This window comes from Ekhidna lutea, assembly GCF_900188325.1.
Lineage (GTDB): Bacteria > Bacteroidota > Bacteroidia > Cytophagales > Cyclobacteriaceae > Ekhidna > Ekhidna lutea.
The window spans coordinates 619250-643771 of sequence record NZ_FZPD01000003.1 but is presented as its reverse complement, the minus strand read 5'-3'; the positions used below and the strand labels follow the sequence as shown (position 1 = coordinate 643771).

At 41.1% G+C, this 24522-nt stretch carries 24 protein-coding genes; 13 read left to right on the top strand and 11 right to left on the bottom strand.

Features of this window, described 5'->3' with window-relative positions; all coding sequences use genetic code 11:
• The first annotated feature begins 39 nt into the window (after positions 1-39).
• The gene (locus CHB71_RS10720) at positions 40-753 is read left to right on the top strand and encodes a DUF2490 domain-containing protein (protein WP_089356906.1); all 714 of its coding nucleotides are present in this window, start codon (positions 40-42) and stop codon (positions 751-753) included.
• Positions 754-819: 66 nt separating this feature from the next.
• On the opposite strand, the gene CHB71_RS10715 is transcribed toward CHB71_RS10720, so the two are convergent.
• Genes CHB71_RS10715 through CHB71_RS10700 form a run of 4 tightly spaced genes read right to left on the bottom strand, consistent with a single transcriptional unit; the run spans position 820 to position 4911 of the window.
• Complete coding sequence (locus CHB71_RS10715; protein ID WP_089356905.1) at positions 820-1365, bottom strand: DUF2911 domain-containing protein; 546 nt, start codon at positions 1363-1365, stop codon at positions 820-822.
• A gap of 11 nt (positions 1366-1376) precedes the next feature.
• The gene (locus CHB71_RS10710) at positions 1377-1916 is read right to left on the bottom strand and encodes an HD domain-containing protein (RefSeq protein ID WP_089356904.1); all 540 of its coding nucleotides are present in this window, start codon (positions 1914-1916) and stop codon (positions 1377-1379) included.
• Between the two features lie 23 nt (positions 1917-1939).
• Positions 1940-4579: an ABC transporter permease gene (locus CHB71_RS10705; protein ID WP_089356903.1), complete on the bottom strand. Its 2640-nt coding sequence runs from the start codon at positions 4577-4579 to the stop codon at positions 1940-1942.
• Entirely contained in the window at positions 4579-4911 is a 333-nt protein-coding gene (locus tag CHB71_RS10700; protein ID WP_089356902.1) for a PadR family transcriptional regulator, read from the bottom strand. Before CHB71_RS10700 ends, CHB71_RS10705 begins: the two co-directional genes overlap by 1 nt.
• Positions 4912-5124: 213 nt before the next feature.
• On the opposite strand from CHB71_RS10700, the gene CHB71_RS10695 reads away from it, so the two are divergent.
• From CHB71_RS10695 to CHB71_RS10685, 3 genes are read left to right on the top strand one after another with little or no spacing between them, the layout of a single operon-like run.
• Positions 5125-5538 carry a hypothetical protein gene (locus CHB71_RS10695; RefSeq protein WP_089356901.1) on the top strand — a complete coding sequence of 138 codons (414 nt, stop codon included), beginning with the start codon at positions 5125-5127 and terminating at the stop codon, positions 5536-5538.
• 9 nt (positions 5539-5547) lie between these two features.
• Complete coding sequence (locus tag CHB71_RS10690) at positions 5548-6567, top strand: sensor histidine kinase (protein WP_089356900.1); 1020 nt, start codon at positions 5548-5550, stop codon at positions 6565-6567.
• Positions 6564-7310 (top strand): LytR/AlgR family response regulator transcription factor, encoded by a 747-nt coding sequence (locus CHB71_RS10685; RefSeq protein ID WP_089356899.1) that lies wholly within the window; start codon positions 6564-6566, stop codon positions 7308-7310. The genes CHB71_RS10690 and CHB71_RS10685 overlap by 4 nt, the downstream gene beginning before the upstream one ends.
• Here the strand turns inward: CHB71_RS10685 and CHB71_RS10680 are convergent.
• A complete protein-coding gene (locus CHB71_RS10680) occupies positions 7307-8002 on the bottom strand; it encodes a DUF3667 domain-containing protein (protein ID WP_179213380.1) in 696 nt (231 codons plus the stop codon). The two genes, CHB71_RS10685 and CHB71_RS10680, sit on opposite strands and share 4 nt — an antisense overlap.
• Before the next feature lie 55 nt (positions 8003-8057).
• On the opposite strand from CHB71_RS10680, the gene CHB71_RS10675 reads away from it, so the two are divergent.
• Positions 8058-9194, top strand: coding sequence for a lycopene cyclase family protein (locus tag CHB71_RS10675; RefSeq protein WP_089356897.1), 1137 nt, complete (start codon positions 8058-8060; stop codon positions 9192-9194).
• 141 nt (positions 9195-9335) lie between these two features.
• Here the strand turns inward: CHB71_RS10675 and CHB71_RS10670 are convergent, their stop codons facing one another.
• Positions 9336-10208 carry a DUF6268 family outer membrane beta-barrel protein gene (locus CHB71_RS10670; RefSeq protein ID WP_144017393.1) on the bottom strand — a complete coding sequence of 291 codons (873 nt, stop codon included), beginning with the start codon at positions 10206-10208 and terminating at the stop codon, positions 9336-9338.
• Positions 10209-10338: 130 nt separating this feature from the next.
• On the opposite strand from CHB71_RS10670, the gene CHB71_RS10665 reads away from it, so the two are divergent.
• Both CHB71_RS10665 and CHB71_RS10660 read left to right on the top strand, forming a co-directional pair.
• Positions 10339-10716 carry a nuclear transport factor 2 family protein gene (locus CHB71_RS10665; RefSeq protein WP_089356895.1) on the top strand — a complete coding sequence of 126 codons (378 nt, stop codon included), beginning with the start codon at positions 10339-10341 and terminating at the stop codon, positions 10714-10716.
• A 74-nt stretch (positions 10717-10790) separates the two neighbouring features.
• Positions 10791-11207: a DUF1801 domain-containing protein gene (locus tag CHB71_RS10660; protein ID WP_089356894.1), complete on the top strand. Its 417-nt coding sequence runs from the start codon at positions 10791-10793 to the stop codon at positions 11205-11207.
• A 381-nt stretch (positions 11208-11588) separates the two neighbouring features.
• On the opposite strand, the gene lysS is transcribed toward CHB71_RS10660, so the two are convergent.
• Positions 11589-13307 (bottom strand): lysine--tRNA ligase, encoded by a 1719-nt coding sequence (gene lysS, locus CHB71_RS10655; RefSeq protein ID WP_089356893.1) that lies wholly within the window; start codon positions 13305-13307, stop codon positions 11589-11591.
• A 31-nt stretch (positions 13308-13338) separates the two neighbouring features.
• Positions 13339-14517: a proline dehydrogenase family protein gene (locus CHB71_RS10650; RefSeq protein ID WP_089356892.1), complete on the bottom strand. Its 1179-nt coding sequence runs from the start codon at positions 14515-14517 to the stop codon at positions 13339-13341.
• Between the two features lie 61 nt (positions 14518-14578).
• Here CHB71_RS10650 and aroB point away from each other — a divergent pair, with 61 nt between their 5' ends.
• Positions 14579-15601: a 3-dehydroquinate synthase gene (gene aroB, locus CHB71_RS10645; protein WP_089356891.1), complete on the top strand. Its 1023-nt coding sequence runs from the start codon at positions 14579-14581 to the stop codon at positions 15599-15601.
• Here the strand turns inward: aroB and CHB71_RS18815 are convergent.
• Positions 15594-15749: a hypothetical protein gene (locus tag CHB71_RS18815; protein ID WP_179213379.1), complete on the bottom strand. Its 156-nt coding sequence runs from the start codon at positions 15747-15749 to the stop codon at positions 15594-15596. The genes aroB and CHB71_RS18815 overlap by 8 nt on opposite strands.
• A gap of 69 nt (positions 15750-15818) precedes the next feature.
• Between CHB71_RS18815 and CHB71_RS10640 the strand changes: the two genes are divergently transcribed.
• Complete coding sequence (locus tag CHB71_RS10640) at positions 15819-17051, top strand: 3-phosphoshikimate 1-carboxyvinyltransferase (protein WP_089356890.1); 1233 nt, start codon at positions 15819-15821, stop codon at positions 17049-17051.
• Here the strand turns inward: CHB71_RS10640 and CHB71_RS10635 are convergent.
• Entirely contained in the window at positions 17041-17697 is a 657-nt protein-coding gene (locus tag CHB71_RS10635; RefSeq protein ID WP_089356889.1) for a hypothetical protein, read from the bottom strand. The two genes, CHB71_RS10640 and CHB71_RS10635, sit on opposite strands and share 11 nt — an antisense overlap.
• Entirely contained in the window at positions 17694-19310 is a 1617-nt protein-coding gene (locus CHB71_RS10630; RefSeq protein WP_089356888.1) for an amidase, read from the bottom strand. Before CHB71_RS10630 ends, CHB71_RS10635 begins: the two co-directional genes overlap by 4 nt.
• Before the next feature lie 79 nt (positions 19311-19389).
• Between CHB71_RS10630 and CHB71_RS10625 the strand changes: the two genes are divergently transcribed.
• The 4 genes from CHB71_RS10625 to CHB71_RS10610 all read left to right on the top strand — a co-directional run bounded on the left by CHB71_RS10625 (position 19390) and on the right by CHB71_RS10610 (position 24519).
• Complete coding sequence (locus CHB71_RS10625; protein WP_089356887.1) at positions 19390-20238, top strand: TolB family protein; 849 nt, start codon at positions 19390-19392, stop codon at positions 20236-20238.
• A gap of 110 nt (positions 20239-20348) precedes the next feature.
• The gene (locus CHB71_RS10620) at positions 20349-21908 is read left to right on the top strand and encodes a hypothetical protein (protein WP_089356886.1); all 1560 of its coding nucleotides are present in this window, start codon (positions 20349-20351) and stop codon (positions 21906-21908) included.
• Between the two features lie 3 nt (positions 21909-21911).
• A complete protein-coding gene (locus CHB71_RS10615) occupies positions 21912-22814 on the top strand; it encodes a nuclear transport factor 2 family protein (RefSeq protein WP_089356885.1) in 903 nt (300 codons plus the stop codon).
• A gap of 43 nt (positions 22815-22857) precedes the next feature.
• Entirely contained in the window at positions 22858-24519 is a 1662-nt protein-coding gene (locus CHB71_RS10610) for a tetratricopeptide repeat protein (protein ID WP_144017392.1), read from the top strand.
• Positions 24520-24522 lie beyond the last annotated feature (3 nt).

Genomic DNA, 24522 nt, shown 5'->3' with positions numbered 1-24522 from the left:
TCTTGTTGACCTTCTAATTTTATTCACTAAAATCGCCAAATGAAATTACGTTTACTGATCCTGGCTTTTGTGGCCATTTTTCTATTTCCAAAAGAAACCCTATCACAAGAAACTCACGGTGATCCTGAGTTTTGGTTCTTGATGCTCAATCACTACAAAATTGATGACCAGTGGACAGTAGGAAATGAACTGCACATTCGTCGCACAGAATTCATGAGTCAGAATAAGCAATTTATTCTTCGTCCTTTTGTGAATTTCAAACCGGGGGAAAGTGTCGTTTACTCAGTCGGATACTCATACATCGAAACACATCCATACGGCAAATATCCTCGCCCTATTACTCAGCCAGAACATAATTTCTGGGAGCAAGTCACCATAAATCAAACTCTGGGAAAAACAACCCTATCCCATCGATATCGAATGGAACATAGGTATCAGGGAAATTTAGTGGAGACTTCTCCTGAATTATTTGAGGTAGACGGATATGATTTCAGCAATCGATTCAGGTATCGTTTGACCTTGCGAAAGCCGATCTCAGAAGATTACTTCATTCACATATTTGATGAGTTGTGGGTATCTGCTGACAGTAAGTTTAAACAGGCATCTTATAACCAAAACTGGATATACCTGGGACTTGGACGCAATGTCGGTAATGGAAATGTTCAGTTGGCATACCTGCATCAACATGCCAGTAGTGGTGGGATTGTGGAACGACACCCATCCTTACAAGTTACTTTCCAATACGATTTTTAGATAAAAAAAGTCGTCCCATCACCACCATGTGATAGGACGACTTTGAATACTCGTAATAATTTAAGTTTATTGCTTTTCCAGTGGTAAACTCCATTGCTGCTTACCCCAATTGAATTTTAACTCGAATCCCGAAGCTGCGCTTTCCACTGAAATGGTAAACTGCTCCGTGTGTTCACCGGGACTCATTCTTACTACAGCGGTAGCCAAATCTTCAGCATAATCAGGCTCAGTGAAGCCCCAAAACCTTAAATCAGCATTAAGTCTAAGCTCCATCTCCCCTTTTCTTGGGATGGCATAAATCACATACTTCCCCGCATCGATTTCTGAATCTCCAAACCGGAAATCGTAATTAACATTTAGGAATGTTGGCTCATTGGCGCCTAATCTCCAGTATACTCCGTATGGCTGTAACGCCCCCTCCTCTTCCTCTCCAAAAATCAGTCGGTCTCTCACAGAAGGTCTGGAATATTCTACTGATACGGTATCGCCGCTCAATGCTCCAATGGCCTGCCCAGGAGGACTCAGCGTTCTATTTCTGTTATTGAGATAAAACATGGCCACCACGATCAATACGATCAGGATGCCAACTCCAATAAATATTTTCTTTTTCATAATACGGTCGGTTAGATGTTTAATTCCTCTTTGTTTTTCTTGAGGACCTCTATGATAAAGGTAATGTGTTCTGTCATATCCACACCTAACATCTCAACTCCGGCTGCTATCTCATCTCGTTCTACCTTTGCTGCGAAGCTGGCCTGTTTTAGTTTTTTCTTTACAGATTTGGCGGTCAGGGTCTCAATTCCTTCCGGCCTTACCTGGGAGCAAGCCACAATAAACCCCGTAAGCTCATCACATGCCAGCAATGCCTTATCCAGAGTAGTCTCGTAAGGCACATTCCATTTTGTATAGTGGGCAGAGATGGCGTGAGCAATCTTCTCATCTCCTTTTTCCCTGAGCATTGCTACAATTCTATTGGGGTGCTCATCCGGGTATTTTTCATAGTCAGCATCATGCAGCATTCCGGTGATTGCCCATTCATCCGCATCTTCATTAAACTTTTCAGCATAGGCCTCCATCACCAGTTCTACTGTTCGTGCGTGACGAAGGAGGCTATCACCTTCGGTCATTGATTCCAGAATGAATCTTGCTTCTTTTCTGTCCATTCCATGAAAATACAAAATTTAGACTACTCGTCCCGCAGCATATCTGCGGGATTGGTTTTTGCCGCTTTTATCGTTTGCCAGCTGATGGTTAAAAAGCCAATCAGGAAAATTAGAAGCACCCCTGGAAGCAGCTCCATCAGACCTATATCAATTCGCTTTTTAAACTCTCCCAGAATATATTCTGTGAAAAAGAAATAGGTAAATGGAATCGCAATGATTGCCGATATGAAGAGCATGATCATGAAACTTCGTGATAATATCATAATCAGGTTTTGCTCTGATGCTCCCAGTACTTTGCGAATGCTTACCTCTTTTATTCTTGTTTCGGTAGTAAAAACGGCCATCCCCAATAATCCCATAGTAGATATAGCTATAGCGAGTATCGCCAAAAAGGTGAATATCCTGAACATCACTTTATAATGGGCATATGAAGACTGGATTTGATCATCCATGAAACTTGCCGTGAATGGATGTACTTTTTCTACATCAGTCCATATTTCCTCTATTTTATCCATCAGGCCAATGATATCATTAGAGCTAATGACCATATTGATGGTATAGAGGTCATCTTTGCCACCCTGAATTAATGCGGTCGGTTCAGGATCTTCTGCAAGGTTTTGATACTGATAATTTTCAATTACACCAGTAACCTGCACTGGCACATCATCCTCCACTCTTCTTTGTAAATACACAATCTCCCCGAGCGCATCTTCCGGTTTTTCAAAACCAAATCGCTCACACAACGCTCTGTCTATAATGATGAACTTGGGATTCTCATCATCTTCTTTCATGTCATAAGGGAATGTGCCACCTGCCAGGAACGTCAATTCATGCACACCTGGGTAGTTTTTATCCACCCTGTTGAAGTAGATTGATACTGAATCCATCGGATCCTTATATTTCAAATCCTCTCCCCAAATTTCTCCTGTACTCGGTATCATGCCTGAGCGTGACATTTCTTTTACCTCCGGGAGTTTCGAGAGTTCAGTGATCAATACTTCAGAATCATTTCCAAACAACTCCATGTTCAAAATATTCTCTGAAGTAAACCCAAGGTCATAGTTGATGGAAAAATTGTACTGGCGGTAGGTTATAGTAGCACCAATTATAAGCGCCATGGAGATTGCAAACTGAAACACGATCAGCACCTTTCTTAGGTTAACTCCTTTAAAAAGCTTGAGTTTAGTGGCATCTGTCAGAATAGAAATGGCCTTCAGTTTTGATAATACTAGAGATGGCAGAATTCCGGAAACAAATCCTATTGCAATAGCAAAAAGCAAGAAGTAGAAAAGATGAATCCATCTAAACTGCATACCTATGTTTTCATCATCCACAACAGATGAAACAAACTCCGGTTTGATGAGCAGGTAAAATCCTCCGGCAATAACAAGGGAGAAAATCGCTATAAGAATCGCCTCAAAAACAAACTGCATAAGCACCTGGGTTTGAGATGCGCCTACTACTTTTCTTATGCCTACTTCTTTAGCCCTTCTTAATGCTCGAGCTATTGACAGATTCGTGTAATTGAAGCAAGCGGATAAAATGATTATCAATGTCAAGCCAAGCAGCTGGTAGATATTCTCCCAATTGATGCTGGGGCCAATTTGGTTGGATAAATCCCTGCCGGGAACGATATCCAACAGACTCTCTAACTTATGATTGATCGTATATCTGTCTGTCTTCGCATTCTCTTCTGCAGCTATTTCAGCTAAATTCTGATTGATTTGCTCCGGTCTTACTCCTTCCTCAAGTAGCAAGTAGACATAGTTCATCCAGATGCTTCTCCAGGTAAAAAAGGTTGAGTTCTCATTGTCTCGGTGTTCCTTTTCTAAAGTTGAGAAAGAAGCTAACGCTTCAAATTGGATGTGGGAGTTTTCTGGAACTTCACTCATCAATCCTGTGACTGTGTATGATTTCTCGCCTGCTGTTACTATCTGGCCGACCGGATCTTCATCTGTGAAAAGCTTTTTAGCCGCTTTCTCTGTTAGGATAATTGAGTTTGGTTCCTTCAGTGCAGTAGCAGGATCTCCGGATTTCAAATCGAAAGAAAAGACATCAAAAAATTCGGTAGTTGAATAATGTCCCCTCACATTGATGATATTCTCCCCTTTGGCAATATCAGCATTGAAGTTACGTCGCATGATCAGCACCTTTTCAAACCCGGTATACTGCTCTCGTAGTTTTTCACCTATGAAAACAGATGTTGATGCCAGATCAAACGGATCGTCGCTGGATATGCTTTGATAGTTGGATGTTACCCGGTAAATCCGATTCTTCTTTTCATGAAACTCATCAAAGGTGAGTGTCTCCCCTATGTAGGTAATCATGAGCAGCCCGACAGACATAGATACTGCCAGCCCGACAATATTGATAGATGAGAAAAGCTTGTTTCTTGCAATACTCCGCACGCTTGTTTTGAAGTAGTTGCCCATTAGATTTAGAAATGTCATTTGTCCTAGTATTTTGGGTTTTTGAATGGTATAAAGTCTGCAGAATTTGAACACATCCAATAAAAAGATCAGGTTGGCTCTTCTTCTACTTTTTTCGAGGTTTCTGAAATAGTATTCATGCAGGTCACCTTGCAGATCTTCTAATAGATCTTTGCGACAGTAGAATTCAATGATCCTATCCATCCATCTTGGTGGCCCTTTTAATTCCTCCATCAGATACCTTGAAAAACAAGTTCAGGAATTTTGCCCCACAGTTTGTCTCGCTGCTCTTTCGCTTTCATCAGTGCCACCTTGCCAGTATGGGAAATGGTAAAAAATCGTTTCCTTCTCCCTCCCCGTTCTTTGGTCGGTTCACCTAGTTCGGAGGTAATTAGTCCTTTATCCTCCATTCTTTTGAGCACAGCGTGAACAACACCAAGCTTTGTCTTCCGGCCGGTAACATCCTCAATTTCATCCACGATGTTGACACTGTATGCTTCGGACATCAATGATGCGATTGTGAGTAGCACTATCTCTTCAAATTCACCAAGATTGGTTCCTTTCATTTCTACAAAAATTGATTAATTCATTAAATGTATGAAAAATAAATACGCAATCGAAAGTTGCAAGGTTTTATTTTTTCACATTTTGTATGAAAAATTATTACGACTCAGCTATTCAAAATCTCAATTCAACAGAAAACATGTCAATTCAGCCAAAACGATAGTACTCTGCCAGCTAATAAGCGTGTCATTTGTACAATCAAACTGATTACTACTATGAAAAAGCATATTACATTTCTTACCCTTCTTCTATTAGGCACACTAGCTATGGCCCAAAATTTTGACGCCCCAAGAAAGGGTGCTAAAATCTTTGCACAAGAGTATTCGATAACACTTGATGCAGAGGATGAAACAACTTTTGACCTTTGGATTGTAAGATCACGAATGGCAAAAAAAGCAAACTTTTTAGCTCCAACTCTTAGAAGCAGTTCTGGTTTAACGTTTGAGGTAAAGCAGGATACTGAGAATGTGGATCATTATGTGGTTACTGTTTCGGCCAAAGATGTTGTTCCGGGTCAATACACCACGATTGTCTCTTCCAAAACCAATGGAACTCATCAGGTCACAGGGACTACTCTGTCTTTTAATATTACTCCGGCAAAAACGGTTGCATCGAAAGATGGAGAGTAATTTTACTGAATGAAGTACCGATTTAGGTTTACAATTGCTGTCTTTGTCTTCTTCTTTTTTAAGCTGACAAGGGATGATTTCAGAAATGAGTTATTTCACTGGGACAAGGGAACATGGATTTCACTTGCCTACACTGTAATTGTCATTCTTGCGCTGTGGGAAATAGTGGCTCGCTATATTTATGCTACCAGCAATAAAACAAGTATAAATTCTAATAAAGGATTATACATCCTTTCCACAAAGGCAACACTTCTGATGTTGCCTTTGGTGTTTTTGTTCGCATACATTTATGACAATATCCTTCAATATATTAGTTGTTGCCCCGAACACTATTATGGGAGTTTCCTGATCAATGCTGCTCAGGGTTTTGTCATTTCACTTTTGATCATTGCGTATGAAATCATCATCCTGTATGTAAGAAATGCCATTAAAAGCGCCAGAGAGAAAGAGCAGATTCAGAAAGAACTGGCTGCCGCCAAGTTAGAAAGTCTGAAAAATCAGGTCAATCCACACTTTCTGTTCAACAGCTTTAGTGTTCTCTCCTCACTAGTAGAAGATGATTCAAAACAAGCGATTGAGTTCATTTCAAAGCTTTCCGATATGTATCGATACATTCTGGAAAACGATGAAAAAAGTGTTGTAGACCTCAAGGAGGAGCTGGATTTTCTTGACAGCTATGTCTTTTTATTAAAGATGAGACATCAATCTGGAATTTTGATAAAAAATGAACTGACAATCAAAAACTCAAATCTTCAACTCCCTCCTATGTCCATCCAGGTGTTAGTTGAGAATGCAGTAAAGCACAATCATTTCTCGATGGATGATCCGCTGGAAATTCGCATTTCAAATGATGAGGAAAGAGCGATTATCGTTTCTAATCCTAAAAGGAAAAAAGAGAATCTTGCACCAGGGACGAAAATTGGATTGAAAAATTTATCCAACAGACTTCAACTTGCTTCCGGTAGAACGCTGGAGATCACTGACAATGATGAAATATTTCAAGTAAGACTACCTTTGACCAGCTCATGAATGCCCTCATCATCGAAGACGAAAAGTTAACCGCTGACCGGCTCAACAAACTGATTCAGGAACACACCTCTATTTCGGTTGTTGAAACCTTCTATTCGGTCAAATCTGCCATTCAATGGCTTCATAAAAATGAATGCCCTGAACTACTTTTTCTCGACATTCAGCTAGGTGACGGTACGGGGTTTGATGTGCTCGATTCGTTGAAGTCATACCCGCAAGTGATTTTCACTACGGCATTTGATAAGTATGTTTTGGATGCATTTAAATACAACAGCGTTGATTATTTATTAAAACCAGTAAAAGGCGAAGAACTGATATCTGCCATTGAAAAACTGAGAAAAGTTAGGAGTCAGGGTGATATTGACACTATAATGAGCAACTTAAAATCGCAGTTACAAGGCGAGTATAAAAAGAAGTTTCTTATAAAAACGGGGCAAAAGTTTAAGTCTGTCCCCGTAGAAGAAATTGCGTATTTCTATAGTGAATCAAGCACTTCTTATCTGAGAACATTGACAGGAGAATCTCTGATCATAGATCATTCATTAGATGACTTGCAGAAAGCATTAAATCCCGATCGTTATTTCCGAATCAACAGACACATGTTGGTCTGTGATGACCACATCATCTCCATTGATTCGTACTTCAACAACCGTCTTTTGATCTCATTAAAACCGGAATTCTCTGAGCAAGTTATTGTCAGCCGAGAAAAGGTTCGGGCGTTTAAGGATTGGTTGGATCGCTAGTTTACATACATGATAGCTCCCAGAATTGTAGTCATTACAAAAGAGTAAATGCTGTACGCTATTAAATATCCGAAAAGGTTCTTGATTAAGAATACGATGCTCTTTCGCTGATAAAAAGAAGAAACCATATAAAAATACAGGATGGTGTTTGCTATAAAAATTACCACCAACACCGAAAAAATATCTATAAATAGATTCATTGACATCAATAAAGTCGTCAGTAAATTCATCGCACTTATATAATACGTCTGTAGGACAATATTCTCTGCATAATTATAATCATGTTTTCTATTCAAAATCAACGTGCAAAACGCAAAAATGGGGATCGATATCCATAAAAACAGATTGTACCAATCGAGCATAATCTCATTAATATTGCCGGTCTTATTAAAGTCAACCCCTTCATTTAACGCACCTTCCATTTCATTGAAAACAGACTGAAAATCGCTTATATACATTACCAACAGGCTGACTGCAGTGGTTAGGATTAGTAAACGAAATGGATTTACTACTTTGTGGCGGCCTTCACCCAGATAATTTCGAATCAATTCGCCCGGGTTTGTAAAGAGATTCCTGAGGGTGTATATCAATCCTCGTTCTACATTAAACGCATTTAGAAAGTCGTTGAAAGACTGACGAAATGTGATCCGATTAATGGTTCTTTTTTCTTCTGATTCGATGGGGTATTTCACATCCTCAATTTATAAGCTATTAAACAAATAAAACTAATTGTAGCTTTATCTGTCAATGGATGCAAAATACGATTATGCGATCATAGGTGCTGGAGCTGCCGGCCTACAGCTTTTACTTAAGATGATTCGCGATCCGTTTTTCAAAGAGAAATCCATTTTGGTTTTGGACAAAGATGAAAAGTCCACGAACGATCGGACGTGGTGTTTTTGGGAAAAAGGAGAAACCACGTGGGATCAGCTGGCTACAAAAACTTGGGGTCAGGGTCTGTTCATTAACCTGGAGCAGACCATCGATTTTAAGTTGGACCCGTATCGCTACAAAATGGTGCGATCAGCGGATTTCTACTCGTATGCCAAAGGTGAGCTTGCAAAAGCCGAAAATGTAAAGTGGGTGAAGGATGAGGTCGTTGAAGTAAACGATCAAGACATAAAGGGGTCATTAGATAATTATCAAACAAATCACATATTCGATAGTCGCATTCCACAGGCATTTCATGACAAGCAAGATGACTATCACTCACTCATTCAGCATTTCAAGGGTTGGTTTGTGAAAACCAAAAAACCAACGTTTGATCCTGAGACTTTCACCATGATGGATTATCGGCTGAAATGGAAGGACAGCACCAGTTTCACTTACGTACTTCCTATCTCAGAAACGGAAGCATTGGTAGAGTTCACCTTGTTCAACGACCAACTTTTGATGGACGATGAATATGACAAATTCCTGAGAAGGTACCTTGCCACCTATTTAAACTTGTTTGAATACAAAGTAGAAGAAGTGGAGCAGGGACTGATCCCCATGTCAGATTTTCCATTTCATAAATATCATGAAAAGCACCTAACCAAAATAGGAACAGCCGGAGGCTGGGTCCGCCCCTCTTCAGGATACTCCTTTAAGAATGCAGACCGGTACTCGACGATGATGGTAGAAAACATAAAGAAAGGAAAGCGACCGGAGAAAGGGATTGCAACTTCTCGCTTCCGGATGTATGATTCCATTTTTCTGAATGTTCTTTCGTCTAACAATGATCTTGGCGAGGAAATTTTCACAAGACTTTACACCAAGCCGGATATACAATCAGTCTTCCGATTCCTGGACGAAGAAAGTAGCCTATCTGAAGATATGAAAGTGATGTTTTCACTTAACAAACCTCAGTTCTGGAGAGCGTTTATGAATACTTTTTTCAAATAAAGTCGGAATCTAAAATATTTGATATCGAATGCCTGTGCCTAATTCCCCTTTGAAGGCGGTCCGACGTTTCGGGGGCGCGCAGGATTGTGAGATGGAAGGGGGATGTTAACATTCAAAACTCCGAACCCCTCAAGAGGATATTTAAATCTTACACCTCACCCCAATTCGATAAAGCATTGCATCATCGATGGCCGGGATAAAAACATTTTCCTTTCCATCCCTCAACTGAACATCAGAAAATACGGTTCGAGTGATGTTTATATACGATTCTACATGCTTAGCAATATTGTACTCGTATCGCACACCGGTCAAAATCAAAAACATCCTTAAGCGATTTGCTAAAAGATTATCATTGATGATCACACCATTTTGTAAACTGGTATTAAACCCATCTCCTTCAGCATAAATTTTTAATCGATGCTTTTCTGTTAAATGATACTGAAGATTCGAATATGGTGCACCTATCGTGTATGACCACTTTGGTCGAAACTTTCGATAATAGCTGATAAATGGAAGCGGGAATGGCAAACGTGTGTTGGTGTTATAATATAGTCCCGTAATGATCCGAAAAGGTTTCCTCACACTCGCTGAACCTTTCTTATCCTTCACGAAAACGATTAACCCAGAAGCTAACAAATCTTCTCTTTTCAGATCCCCCTCAAGGTTGCTATTGAAGGAAGGTGAGATTTGAGCACCAAAAATCCAGTCATCATTAAGTTGAAAAGTATATGATACGGTCAGGCCGAGTGATTTGAAACTTTCTGCGTTTGTCTTATCATACGAATCTTGCTCTTCCTTATGCTTAAATTGGATGTTGCTATAATCCAACCCTGCAAAAACATATGAGTTCTTGTTAAGCTTGAAGGGAATGTTGAACAATACACGTTGACGCTGATACTCAAAGTTGGCATTGTCTCCGGGTAAATAGGCATATTCGATCTTTGCCAAATCAAGGTACTGACACTGACCAAAATGGAAAGTAATTAAAGCGAGTATTACCAGCAGTTTTCGCATAGAATCCGCCAAGATCGGGAATTTTATTGCAGTACCGACATCAATTTTTCTTATTTCGACAAACCAGTGACATAGGGCTGTCACTCTAGCCAATTTCTTTGAGTCATGTTTAACTCTAACAAATAAAAAAATGACAACACAAGAGGTAGCCAACGAATTTGTAGCCATGTGCAAAGTGGGGAAGTGGGAAGAATGCATCAAAAAGTTTTATTCACCTGATATCAAAAGCATAGAACCGGAAGGTGGTGCCTGGGGCACTGTTCAGGGACTGGATGCCATTGCCAAAAAAGCAGAAGAATGGCATGGTATGGTAACTGAATTTCATGAGAGTGAAATTTCAGATCCTATCGTAGCTGAAAATTTCTTCTCCATGACCATGAAATCCAAAGTGACTTTAAAAGGCATGGATCAACCAATCAATATGGATGAGATTTGCGTGTATGAGGTGAACGATGGAAAGGTGGTGAAGGAGCAATTCTTCTACACACCTATGCCTGAGTTTGCATAATCTCGCAGCGAAAGAATCATAAGACATAAACCGTCAGGGATGGCGGTTTTTGTTCGCTCTTTATATTTGATGAAATGACCAACAAATCCACTGTCCAATCCACCTTCTCCTCCTATCCTCCCCAAGCCAGGGAAAAAGTTGCTTATCTCCGTAAACTCATCCTGGAAACAGCAAATGAAATAGGCATCACTGACTTAGAAGAAACTTTGAAATGGGGAGAGCCCAGCTACCTCACCAAACATGGCAGCACCATCCGCATCGACTGGAAGGAAAAGAAGCCTGATCAATACGCCATGTACTTTAAGTGCACCAGTAAGTTGGTTCCGTCCTTTCAACTGGCGTATGGTGACCTATTCAATTATGAAACTACCCGTGCCATCGTTTTTAAGTTAGATGATGAAGTGCCAGAAAAGGAACTGAAACAGTGCATTAAAGTGGCTCTTACTTACCATAAGGTAAAGAATTTGCCGCTGTTGGGGTTGGGAGTGTGACATCCCCCTGCCTTCCACATTTCCCCTGCACCCCCCTTCAAAGGGGGATTTACTTCCATTAAAGATATCAGCTACCCTATACTCTGTATTCCCTTGGGAGGATAGCGCAGCTATCCGAGTCATGGGAATCTCTTAATTAAATGCAATAACTCAAAAGAGATTACAAGTCTCACTCCTGAGGTCGTTCGCAAGGGAATATGGTCTCTATCTTAGGGAATGACTCCATAGCTTCGGTTCGTGTTTAAACACCCCCCTCCCTCGCTCATTTCCATCGCACCCCCGAAACGTCGGACCGCCTTCAAAGGGGATTTACTTTGAATCTATATCAAATTTTTCAACAAGAATGAGTCCCCTCCTCGGAGGGGTTAGGGGTGGGTTTAACTAAACCACCTCCACTAACAAGCCCTCATCGGTCTTGTTTACACTGGCAAAACCTCCCTGAGTCAGTTTTTTCATGGCTTTATCCCACTTCTTGTTGGATAGACCTGATTGTTCTTTGAGTGCGTTTAACTCTATTTTTCCTTCTTTTTCGAGCATTTCGAATACAGCCTTTTCATCACCTTCAAGCTCTACAGCTTTCGATTTTACTTCCGGTCGCATTTGTGGAAAGAACAATACATCCTGTATTGAATTCGAGTTGGTCATGATCATCGATAATCGATCAATTCCAAGTCCAACACCTGCCGTTGGTGGCATTCCGAACTCCAGCGCACGAAGGAAATCCTCATCCAGGGTCATCGCCTCATCATCACCACGCTTACCAAGCTCCAGTTGCTCCTCAAAGCGCTCACGCTGATCTACCGGATCGTTGAGCTCGGAGTATGAATTCATAATCTCTTTGCCGTTACAAATCGCTTCAAAGCGTTCTACCAAACCTTCTTTAGATCGGTGCTTCTTGGTAAGCGGAGACATCTCCACCGGATAGTCCGTGATGAATGTTGGTTGAATCAATAATGGCTCACACTTCTCACCGAAGATCTCATCGATGATTTTTCCTTTGGCCATGGTTTCATCCAAAGGCACCTCCAGTTTCTTGGCAGTTTCCCTGAGCTCCTTCTCATCCATCTCTGAAATATCAATTCCAGTAAAGTGCTCAATCGCTTCAAACATCGTGAAGCGTTTCCACGGTCGCTGGAAGTCAATGACATTCTTTCCTACCTGCACTTTGGTATCGCCATGGAGATCCATCGCCACCTTCTCGATCATTTCCTCCATGGTGTCCATCATCCAATTGTAGTCTTTGTATGCTACATACAATTCCACTTGGGTAAACTCAGGGTTGTGGAATCGGCTCATTCCTTCATTTCGGAAGTCCTTGGCAAACTCAAATACACCATCATATCCACCGACGATCAAACGCTTCAGGTATAGCTCATTGGCAATTCGCAGATAAAGCGTCATGTCCAGTGTGTTGTGGTGTGTTTTAAACGGACGAGCCGCAGCTCCACCATACAATGGTTGAAGGATAGGAGTTTCCACCTCCAGGTAGCCTTTTTCAGCTAGATACTCACGAATAGAGTTGATAAGCTTAGTTCGCTGAACGAACGTGTCCCGGATCTCCGGATTTACTATCAAATCCAGGTAGCGCTGACGATAGCGCTGCTCCGGGTCTTTGAACGCATCGTATGTTTTCTTATTTCCTTCTTCATCAGTCGTTTCCTTCACGATAGGAAGTGGGCGTAAAGACTTGGTTAGCATTTTCAGATCAGTCACATGGATGGAGATTTCCCCCACCTCTGTTTTAAATGCATAGCCTTTGATACCGATGATATCTCCAATGTCCATCTTCTTTTTGAAGACATCATTGTAAAGTGATTTATCCTCGCCCGAACAGATATCATCTCTTCGGATATATATCTGAATTCGACCGCTGGAATCCTGAATTTCCGCAAACGATGCTGAGCCCATAATCCGACGACTCATCAATCTTCCGGCTATGGAAATATTGGTGTAGTCGTCCGGTCTGCTTTCGAAGTTCTTCTTGATGTGTTTGGCAGTTACATTCACATCAAAAGATTCGGCAGGGTATGGATTCACCCCCATCGCCATTAACTCTTCGCGAGATTTTCTTCGTTGAATTTCCTGTTCGCTTAACTGCATCGTAATTGCTTATTCTTCTTATTAATTATTATTAGGCTGATTTTCTTCTTCTCAGCTCTTTTTTTACCAATGTGTATTCTCTTCCACTTTGTCCGGCAATAGAGGTATTCTCTTCTGCCCTTCTGAATAAATACGGAAGTACTTTTTCTACCGGACCATAAGGAACATATTTGGCTACATTGTAGCCCATGTCTGCCAACTTAAATGAGATATTGTCACTCATCCCCAGCAGTTGACCAAAAAACACCCTGTTATCCTTATTTGAAATCCCATGCTCAGCCATCAATTGGGCCAATAGTTTGCTGGAGTTCTCGTTATGCGTGCCGGCACAAATTCCCATTTTGTCTATATGCTGCATGCAGTATCGCAATGCTTCATCATAGTCTTTATCCACTCTCTCTTTGTTTTTATGAATTGGTGACTCATAACCCATCTCCTCTGCCCTGTCTCGCTCCTTCTCCATATATGCGCCGCGCACAAGCTTTGCTCCAAGATAATACCCATTGACCTCTGCCTCAATCTGAGCTCTCTTTAACCTGTCCAACATATCGTGCCTGTACAATTGGTAGGTATTGTAAACGACAGGCCTGTCTTTGTTGTATTTTTCCATCATCCGATAGGCAACCCCATCAATGAAGCTCTGAAACCATGACTCTTCACCGTCAATCATCACCATCAGTCCTTTGCTGCTTGCTTTCTTTACGATTTCGTCAACTCGAAGCTCAGCGTTATAGAGCTTCGTCTTCTCAACTTCCGTCAATTTCTCTTTCGCCTGTGCCTTAGTCATCAGGTCAGTGGAACCAAGGCCTGAAAGCTTCAGCACACAAAAAGGAATGTGATCATTGGTAGAAGCAAAATCGATCACTCTAAGTGCCTCTTCTTTGGTATCGTTATACCCATCCTCGTTTTTCAGTCCTTCCACCGAGTAATCTAAGATTGTCTCTACATTATGATCCCCCAGCCGGTTGATCATTTTACTGCAGTCTTTGATCGATTCACCTCCACAAAACTGGTTGAAGATGGTCTTTTTAATGATGCCTTTCACTGGTAATTTCAGTTTTAAGGCCAGGTTTGTCATTACAGTTCCCATCTTTACCATCCATGGTTTGCTCATGGATGTGAACACAAAATGGGAGTTCTTCAATTCTCCGTTTGTACGATAAGCAAACGCTGTTGCAGTATCATCAAAATTGATTGGCTCTGATTGCATATTTTTGAAAATCGGTGTGCAAAGATAGCTAACAGATTCACACCATTATCTGTTTATTGAAATGTCTAATAATCTCCCTACTTACCTAACCATTTCCACCGATATTGATCGGGATTTAAGTGATGCTATTGAAAGTATTGCTCCGGACAAAATAGCCGTACTGGTTGATGAAAACACACGAAAACACTGCCTCCCACTAATCAGCATAAAGTCTAATCTGATCATTGAAATCAAAAGCGGTGAAAAGGAAAAAACATTAAGCACCTGCCAACATATTTGGAGCCAATTAACCTCCAATGGATTCACCCGCAACAGTCTTTTGGTCAATCTTGGAGGTGGAGTGATCGGAGATATGGGTGGGTTTGCTGCAGTAACCTTCAAGAGAGGGATGGCTTTTATCAATGTGCCTACCACACTTCTTTCGCAGGTGGATGCCAGCATTGGCGGAAAATTAGGGGTTGACTTTGATGGACTGAAGAATCACATTGGTGTATTTCAGGAACCAAACAAGGTCATCGTTTATCCGAAATTTTTAGATACACTTCCTGAAAGAGAATTGAAATCCGGTTTTGCTGAGGTCATTAAGCATTCACTCATTCGAAGCGAATCGCAGTGGGGTTATTTGAAAACGAAAGTTTTTCAAGAACTGAATTGGGAAGAAATTATTCCCAGATCAATCGCAATTAAGAACGAGGTTGTAAATGAAGATCCCCGAGAAAAAGGAGTAAGGAAAATATTAAACTATGGGCATACGATCGGTCATGCCATCGAATCTCATTTTCTTGATTCTACATACCCTCTACTTCATGGAGAGGCTATCGCCTGGGGAATGATGCTGGAAAACAAATTAGCAGTTGAGGAAGGAATGCTAGATAAAGATGTTAGTAAGGAAATTGAAAACTATATTTCGAGCATCTATGAGTTACCTTCGATAGTGCCTGATTATGAGACCTTGAAAAACCACCTTTTACAGGACAAAAAAAAAGATGCGCAAGGCATCAGGTTCTCATTATTGACGCAGATCAATTCCTGCACATATGATGTGCTCATTGAAGAACGGGTTCTAAAGCAGGTGCTTAAATGAACAAGTCTTCCTTATCGCTTTTAGCATCGTCTTGAGAGGTCTGCTGTTCTTTCTTTTTCACCGTTTTCTTCGGTGTGCTCAAAAAGAAGGTAAGAGCTCCTAAGGCGATAGAGGCGAAGATGGTTCCTATGGTACGCGATCTTGACATATTATAATTTATTGACAACTTAGTAACGTAAAAAGTTGTAATTCTGTTAACCAAAAAACCTGCCAAACATTGAAATATCGATTAAAAAGATATAATTCCCGATTAAAAGGGACGGTAACCCTTGAATCTTCTAAAAGTGAAAGTAATCGGGCACTAATAATCAATGCACTTGCCGGTGGTGAGGCGACCAGAATTGCAAACCTTTCCAATGCTCGGGATACACAAACCATGTTGTCCCTTCTCCAATCAAGACCTGAAGTCTACGATGTAAAGGATGCCGGAACTACCATGCGGTTTTTAACTGCATATCTGGCAATCCATGGTGAAGGTGAAACGATCACTGGATCTGAACGAATGAAAAACAGACCAATTGGCCCGTTGGTAGATTCGTTACGTTCAATTGGGGCTCAAATCGAGTATCTTGAGAAAGATGGATATCCTCCATTAAGAATATCAAAAATCGAACACCAGCAAACCAATGAGATTTCCATCAAGGGTAACATCAGCAGCCAATATATCTCTGCTTTGCTCATGATTGCCCCACAATTAGAAAATGGACTGACCATTAATCTGACAACAGACATTTACAGCCTTCCATACATTCAGATGACCCTGGATCTTATGAGGGCTTTTGATGTAGAATCTGATTTTGAGGGAAATACGGTTTCTGTCAAACCCCAAGCTTATGAACCAACCAAATACGCCATTGAGGGTGACTGGTCGGGAGCCAGTTATTGGTATGGATTTATGGCGCTTTCACCAGAGAAAGGATATTTGAATTTACCTGACATAAGAAATTATTCCACCCAGGGAGACAAAGAGATCGCGAATATCATGTATCAACTGGGCATCACCACATATTTCGAACCGGGTAAAGTAAAGTTGATGAAGAGAAATGAACGAGTGCACTGCTTAAAAATCGACTTTCGTGATTGCCCTGACCTGGCACAAACGGTGATGGTAGCCGCAGCTGCCTCTGATGTGAAACTCGAGATGGTTGGACTTGAAAGTTTAAAAATCAAAGAGACCGATCGAATAGCCGCGATGCAAGCAGAGTTGAACAAAATCGGTGCTCAGCTTTTGGAAAACAAAAGTGAGTGGACACTCATTCCGTCCGTAAACCTACCTGATGAAGTAGAGATAGACACCTATGAAGATCACCGCATGGCCATGGCTTTTGCACCACTTTGCTTTCTCATGGATGTAACTATTTGTGACCCTATGGTCGTTGAAAAATCATATCCGGGGTTTTGGGATGAGGTAGAGAAAATTGGAGTGAAGATTGAAAAAATCAATAACTAACCTCCAAATCTGTGATCTCCAGATCAATTACCTGACTTGGGTGAAAAAGTGAGAACCATACTCCCTTCTTTTCTGTCCAGCCTCCCCATCCGAATTTTAGTCCGCCTATTGGTACGTTACTGGTCCAAAGTTTCCAGGCTTTAGGAAATCCTTTTTCATCAATAATCCACAAGTAACTATCACCGGGTGTTACTCCGCCGGTAGTATAAGTAACCAAAAGTCCTCTTCCCTCATCCAGTTTTACCGAAGATCTTATTACTCCATGGTCACGGACTTTGAATGGGGCAATCAACCAAAAAGAATCATTGATAAAATATTCATACCCTTGATATTCGGTACTGCTGTATTCCTCAGGTGATACATTCAAATTGAGCAGCACATCGTTGCTTTCCCATTGGACCCGCACTTCGTTTTCATCTCTATTCCATTCATAGGTATGCCCTCCCGGATAGGTAAAATTGATGATAGACAAAGTGTCAAAACCTGGTTTATTTAATGCGGTTAACATTTCATCAGCCAGCTCCTCTGCTTCCTGGCCCTTCGTGCCATCTGGTACAGACTCGTCGATAAAGAGATATGTTAATATCCCAATTATCAATAAAGTGACTAATCCGGTTCCAAGAAATTTCAATACGGCTTTTATCATGTGAGATCAAGTGTTGGTACTAGTTTGGGAGCTTTTCTCACTTTTGTCGCCTGTTCAAACGCATAAGCGATGCTAATAAGTTTAGGCTCCTCATATTTGCCGGCAAAGATGGACATGCCAACCGGAAGTCCATGCACAAATCCGGCAGGAACCGTAATATTCGGATATCCGGATCGCGCAGCTGGTGTAGAACTACCCGTTCCAAAATGATCTCCATTGATCACATCAATTGGCCAGGCAGGACCACCCGTTACGCCAATGATTGCATCGAGGTTATGCTCTTTCATCACATTGTCAATCCCATTTCTTGAAACCTCGGTTACCACCTTGAGGTGCTCTTTGTATTCTTCGTCCGTAAGTGGACCCTTATTCTCTGCTCGTTCCAAAATGCCTTGCGGAAAGTATGGCATCTCCAAATCTGCATTGTCCTTATTAAACTGAATGACATCTGCTAATGACTTCACTTTTGCATCAGGTCTCGAATCAAGGTATTTGTTCAGTCCATCCTTAAATTCATAAAGTAAAAGCTCTAGTCCTGAATTTCCATAAGCATCGTTTTCATAGAGTTTTACGTCTTTAACTAATGTAGCACCTTGTGCTTCCATAGCAACAAAAGCACGTTCCATGATTTCATCTACTCGTTCGTGATAGCCAATGGTACCTTCAAGCACTCCTAAACGCCGGCCTTGCAATCCATTTTTATCTAAAAACTGGGAGTAGTCAGGGTAGTAGTTTCCCTCACTTTCTAATGTTCGCTTATCAGCTTCATCTACTCCAACGCATGCTCCAAGTAAGCTAACTGCATCAGCTACCGTCCTCCCCATCGGACCCGCTGTGTCCTGAGTCTCAGATATTGGAATAATACCATCTCTACTCCAAAGACCAACGGTTGGCTTTATTCCTACCACTCCATTAGCAGATGAAGGACAAACAATTGAGCCATTCGTCTCAGTTCCTATAGTCAACGCACACATATTTCCAGACACTGCTGATCCGGATCCTGCACTTGATCCACACGGATTTCGATCTAAGGCAAATGGATTACGAGTTTGCCTTCCTCTCCCACTCCATCCGCTGGATGATCTGAAAGATCTAAAGTTTGCCCATTCACTCAAATTAGTTTTCCCTAAAAGAACTGCTCCTGACTCTCTTAATTTCTTAATAATAAACGCATCGTCAGGCGCTGCAGATCCTGCTAAAGCCATTGACCCGGCAGTAGTCATCATTTTATCTCCGGTATCAATGTTGTCCTTGATCATAACAGGAATGCCATGAAGAGGACCTCTTACTTTTCCTTCAGATCGTTCTAAATCCAGTTGATCAGCAATAGACAATGCATCCGGATTGGTTTCAATCACACTGTTAAGCCCACCTTTACTTTGATCTTTTTCCTCAATTCGTTTGAGGTACAACTCACAGATTTGACGTGAGGTATAGGTGCCTGACTCCATTGCTTCTTGTAGTTGGGCTACTGTCCATTCTTCAAGTTCAAAAGGCTGTTCTTCAGTGTTATTAGATTCGGTTGAACTCTCAGTCGGAGCACAGGCTTTAATACCAAGAAAGGGAATAGCTCCAGTAATGGCGCTAAGCTGGATGAAATTTCTTCTTTTCATATTAGAAGGTTAGTTAAGTTGAACCACTAAATTTAACCTCTGAACTTCCAGAATCAAACCAGCTAAACGATTATCCACAATGAAGTACTTGCTTTTATCTGTTTCTACCCTTTTTATACAGCTTGTAGTCATCGCACAATCAGATACGGAAATTTATCTAATGGATTTGAGGCGATCGACAGATGGATTACTTATTGAAAAACCTGTAAATATTTCTCAGAATCCCGGATACGATAACCAGCCAGCATTTTGGGTAGATAGTGAGGCATTACTTTACGCACGAACAGTAGACGGGCAGACCGAGATCGCTCGTTACTACTTTGACTCAGGGAACACGCTTTTAGTCACAGATACCAAACAAGGAAGCGAATATTCACCGACTCCTATGCCGGATGGTAGAATTTCAAGTATCCGACTGGACGCTACAGGGCTTCAATTACTTTATGCATACGATTTCAAGGGAGTCAATGAAGTATTGGTACCAGAATTGAAAATCGGTTACCACTGCTGGGTTAATAAGGATCGCATTGCGGCATTTGTATTGGGTGATCCGGCCACCTTGCAACTAATCAATATCAAAACGAACAAGGCTGAAATTGTGTCGGAAAATATTGGGCGTTCGCTACATCGAATTCCCGGTAAAACTGCTTTTAGCTATCTAGATAAAAATGAATCCCCATGGGCCATAAAAGCAATGAACCCAGATACGCAAGAAACCAGCACACTCATATCTGTAAAAGGAGATGGTGAAGATTACTGCTGGACACCTAAAGGTGAAATCCTGATGGCTGATAGAGCTAAACTCTTTGTTTGGGCTCCTGAATCGGAATGGAAACAATTTGCCGACTTGAGCAAGCATGGCATCACATCGATCACCAGACTATCCGTATCTCCGGATGGGAAGAAGCTGGCTATAGCAGCAGAATAGGTTTTTTAACGGTTTTTAGGAGTAAATTTTAGAAAATGTTTACTCCTCTTATATAAGAATTCCAACTCGATTAAAGTGAGGTCGTTATCTTCTTCAAAATCAAATAACCGATGCGAAGAAACCTAACCTTAGCTTTAGTTGTGGCTACATTAATTTCATGTAGCTCACAAACAGAAAATACCCAAGAGCCTGAATCTGTCTTATTTCAGTTGGTTGACAATCGTCCGTATATCGAAATAGAAGTCAATGGTGTCAAAGGCAAGTTCATTGTTGATACTGGGGGTGTGCACGGAATGAACACCGATTTCGCTGAAAAAGCAGGGGTAAAAAAGGGTCGATCATTTATGATCCAGGGTGGCGGAGATGGGGAGCAGGAAGCATGGTATGGAGAGAAAGCTGAATTTCATATCGTTGGCACTTCCATTAAAACACTTTCTGACAGTCCAATCATATTAAACCTAAACCCAATAAGAGACTCTCTCTCCATACCTTTTGCAGATGGTGTGCTTGGTCTGAATCTGTTTCAGGAATATGATTTATCTATCAATTACCCGAATAGGCAAATCACCTTTTACGAAAAAGGTCATCATCCCACTGACGGTTACGAGGTGGTACCTTTTGAATTTTATCGTAATCAAATACCAATGATCAAAATGGAGATCGATGGCGTAGAAGGTGATTTTACAGTCGACACAGGAGATCGGTCAATGCTCACTACTTTCTCAGCATTTTACAATTCGCTAGATACATCCGATAAAGAGTTGAGCGAGCTACGACGAACTGGTTACGGAGTTGGAGGGCCAGTAATGGCCAGGGAGTATGTTTTACCCTCTGTCAAGATCAGTGACGAATTACAGTTTCGTTCCGTTAAGACACGTGTGCCTGATCATTCGGCTGGTGCCTGGGCAAGAAGTACGCATGCAGGTAACCTGGGGAGTGGCATCCTGAAAAATTATGAAGTCATCTTTGACTATGATAAGCAGGAAATGCTACTTAAGAAGCCTCCCACTCTCAGTATTAAAGAATTCACCTATAGAGCTGCAAATTTTGACTCTACTACGCAATGGTACCTTGATCGCCTGCCTTTTGAAGTAGTAGCACAAACAGATTCTTCATTGACACTTCAATATCAGAATGCGCAGATAAAATTCATTCATGATTCAAGCCGACCAATACTCAGCTCTTACAAATCGGAGCGAAATAATAAGAACCCAAATGGAGTTTTCAAATTTGGTTTTGATGTCCCTAATACGCAGGATGTAATAGAAAAACACTTCCCTAGACCTGATGATTTAATGTTTGGAAGGCCAATCGTTTTCTGGGGTCGATCCATGTTTCTCGTCCGGGATCCGGAAGGCAATGTGCTCCAGTTTTTCGAAGGAGGATCTCACTGGAAGAATAGTTTCTATGCATTCATCACAGATAATGACAATCGGTATAAGACATTCACTGAGTTTGTTAAGGAGAATGGAATGGTCCTGCACTCTGACTTCAGCAATGACAGCACAGGAGTGAATCAGCAAAATTTTGTTCATGGAGACATTAAAGTAGAGCTGCTTAAGCTAGATATGCGAGCTGAAGAACCATATAACGGTGTTGGCGCATCAGGTGTGCAGATTGAGAGCGCTTTAAAAAGTTTCTCAAAGAATTCAACTTCCCAAACTTATTAAAATATGAAAAACAACCTAACATTATTACTATTTGCCCTGGTTATTGGCCTAAATGCCCAAACCCCTCAAGAGACTGTGGATGCGCTTTACACGTCGATTAATTACGATGGGAAAACCATACCCGATTTTAAGGAAGGGCTGAAGCTTTTCACAGAGAATGCACAGTTTAAGTGGGTAAGCGATTCAACTGTGGCTTCCTTTACACCGGTCGAATTTTTGAAAGTCTATGAGGATCAAATCAGGGAAGGGATCATTTTGGAAGCCACAGAATTCGAGATTTCAAACAAATCAGAGATCTATGGAAATATCGCACACTTTCTCAGTTCCTATAAAGCAGAAGTAAAAACACCTCAGGGCGTTCATAAAAAACGAGGCATTAATAGCATTCAACTTATCAAAAATGAACAGAATGAGTGGAAAATAGCGGCAATGGTCTGGTACGATGAAGATGATGAGAATCCCCTTCCCTTGATGTTGGACGATTGGTATTCCGATGACCGGAAAAAGATTACCAAGGCTGCCATGAACTATCTTGAGAGCATTTATAAAGTAGACACTACATTGCTTGTAAGCATTTCTCCTAGCCTTGTAAAACAAGGCTACTACTACTCCAGAAAAGACAGCTCATGGTCCATAAGCCCCATGACCTATGAAGAATTAAAGAATATAGCAGCAACCTATAATAAGAAAGGATGGATCCCTCCTACTGCACCTAAACAAGTAGAAATACTGGATATGGATGAACGTGTCGCTAACGTGAAGGTCTACGCCATCTGGGGTTTCGACTATTTGTTAATGACAAAAAATGAAAATGATGATTGGATTGTTCAGCAGATTTTATGGCAGAGTTACAACGCAAAAGACCATACGAAAATGATGAGAAGAATCAAGGATGAGAATAAATAGAATCTGAAGTGTGAGGAGGGTTCAAATCAAAAATTCTAATTAGATGAAAGTATTAATTATTTATTCACTGATATGCCTACTCACTTTTCAGTCTTTCGCTCAAGATCTAAATTATGGTTCGCACAATGTTGGATTCCGTATTCTGACTTTTATCGATTCAACTCGTGTGATGACTAACGAACCTCTGGCACAGCCTGAGAACAGATATCGCACTATCAAAGTCCACATTTGGTATCCGACTTCATCTTCATCTAACTATAAGATGACAACAGAAAAATACATGGCCAGTCAAAAGTGGGAAGATGAAAATGGGGCGCTGGAAACACTGCCAAGCAGAAGTCTTATTCATGGAAACAAAAACGCTATGCGCTCATGGTTTGGTGCTTTTGAGGAATCAGACTGGGAACAACTGAGAAGCCTTGAATGGGAAGCATCCATTGGTGCAGATTATCACTCACAAAAATTCCCACTGCTAATCGGCGAATTGAGACCTACTTCCACCTTCATTACAAATGAATACCTAGCCAGCCATGGATTCATAGTAGCCTATGTCCGTCAACACGATTACGAATCCCAATCGCATCAATATTATCCTGTCATGTCGAAGACCTATATCAACATGGCCCGTGATATGGAGTTTGTAACAATGAAACTTCGAAAAATGGAAATTGCAGATCAACAAAAACTGGGAACTATTGGCTTCAGCGGATCCGGTTTTGCGCAAGTACACTTTGCTATGCTTAATGTGGATGTAGACGCTATAGCTGATATTGAAAGTGGCTATTTCATGGAAGGACTTTATGAAGGATTGACTGCCCTATCATCCTATGACCCTCAACAGATCAGGGTTCCATTTCTCCACATTTTCAGTCGCAAGCTGACCGAAGAGGAAATTTTTCTTGATAGTCTGTTCCTGATGAAATATGCAGATATCTATCGCCTCATTCTCGGGAAGCCTCAACATCATTGGGATTTTGCTTCAGAAGGATATCTGGCAGCCAAACACCTCAACAACAGAAAGGATGTAGCACAAGACGTAATCGAGTCCTTCCATATTTTCAATGATTATCTAAAGCATTTTTTTGATGCATCACTCAAAGGAAACCTTGAGTCTCAGCTGCGCATTCAATCTGCACAAGTGCCCGTTGAATTTGATCCTGAGCTGGTAACGATGGAGTATACGCCTCGACAATCCAATATGCCGAATCTGGCGGAGCTCAAAGCTTTGTTTGACAAGCATTCCCCTAAGGAAGTGGTATCGATGATGGAAAGAGAAGCTGAGAAAGACACCTTTAATTTGCTTCAACAGGATATTTTTTCCCTTCGAGAAGTAGGTATGTTTTATCAACGCAGAGGGGATATTGACAAAGCCCTAGCTATAGCAAAAATTCTCCTCATTGTAGATCCCGAAAATCAGGATGCGAGAGGGATACTGGATAATCTCGGCTATATGCTTCTCAGCTTTGAAATGAAAGATGAAGCACTACTGGTCTTTCTGGCCAACGTTGAAAACTACCCTGAACATCACATTCCCAGGTACAGCCTGGGTGACTACTATCAGCAAATAGGAAAAAAGGGGGAAGCTCTTGAGCAATTTGAGAAAGGCATTAAGCTTACTGAAACGGCAACAGGTTACCCAGAGAACTTACTGAACGCACATAAAAATGCTTTTAAGAATAAAATTGATCAATTGAAAAACCGATGAAAC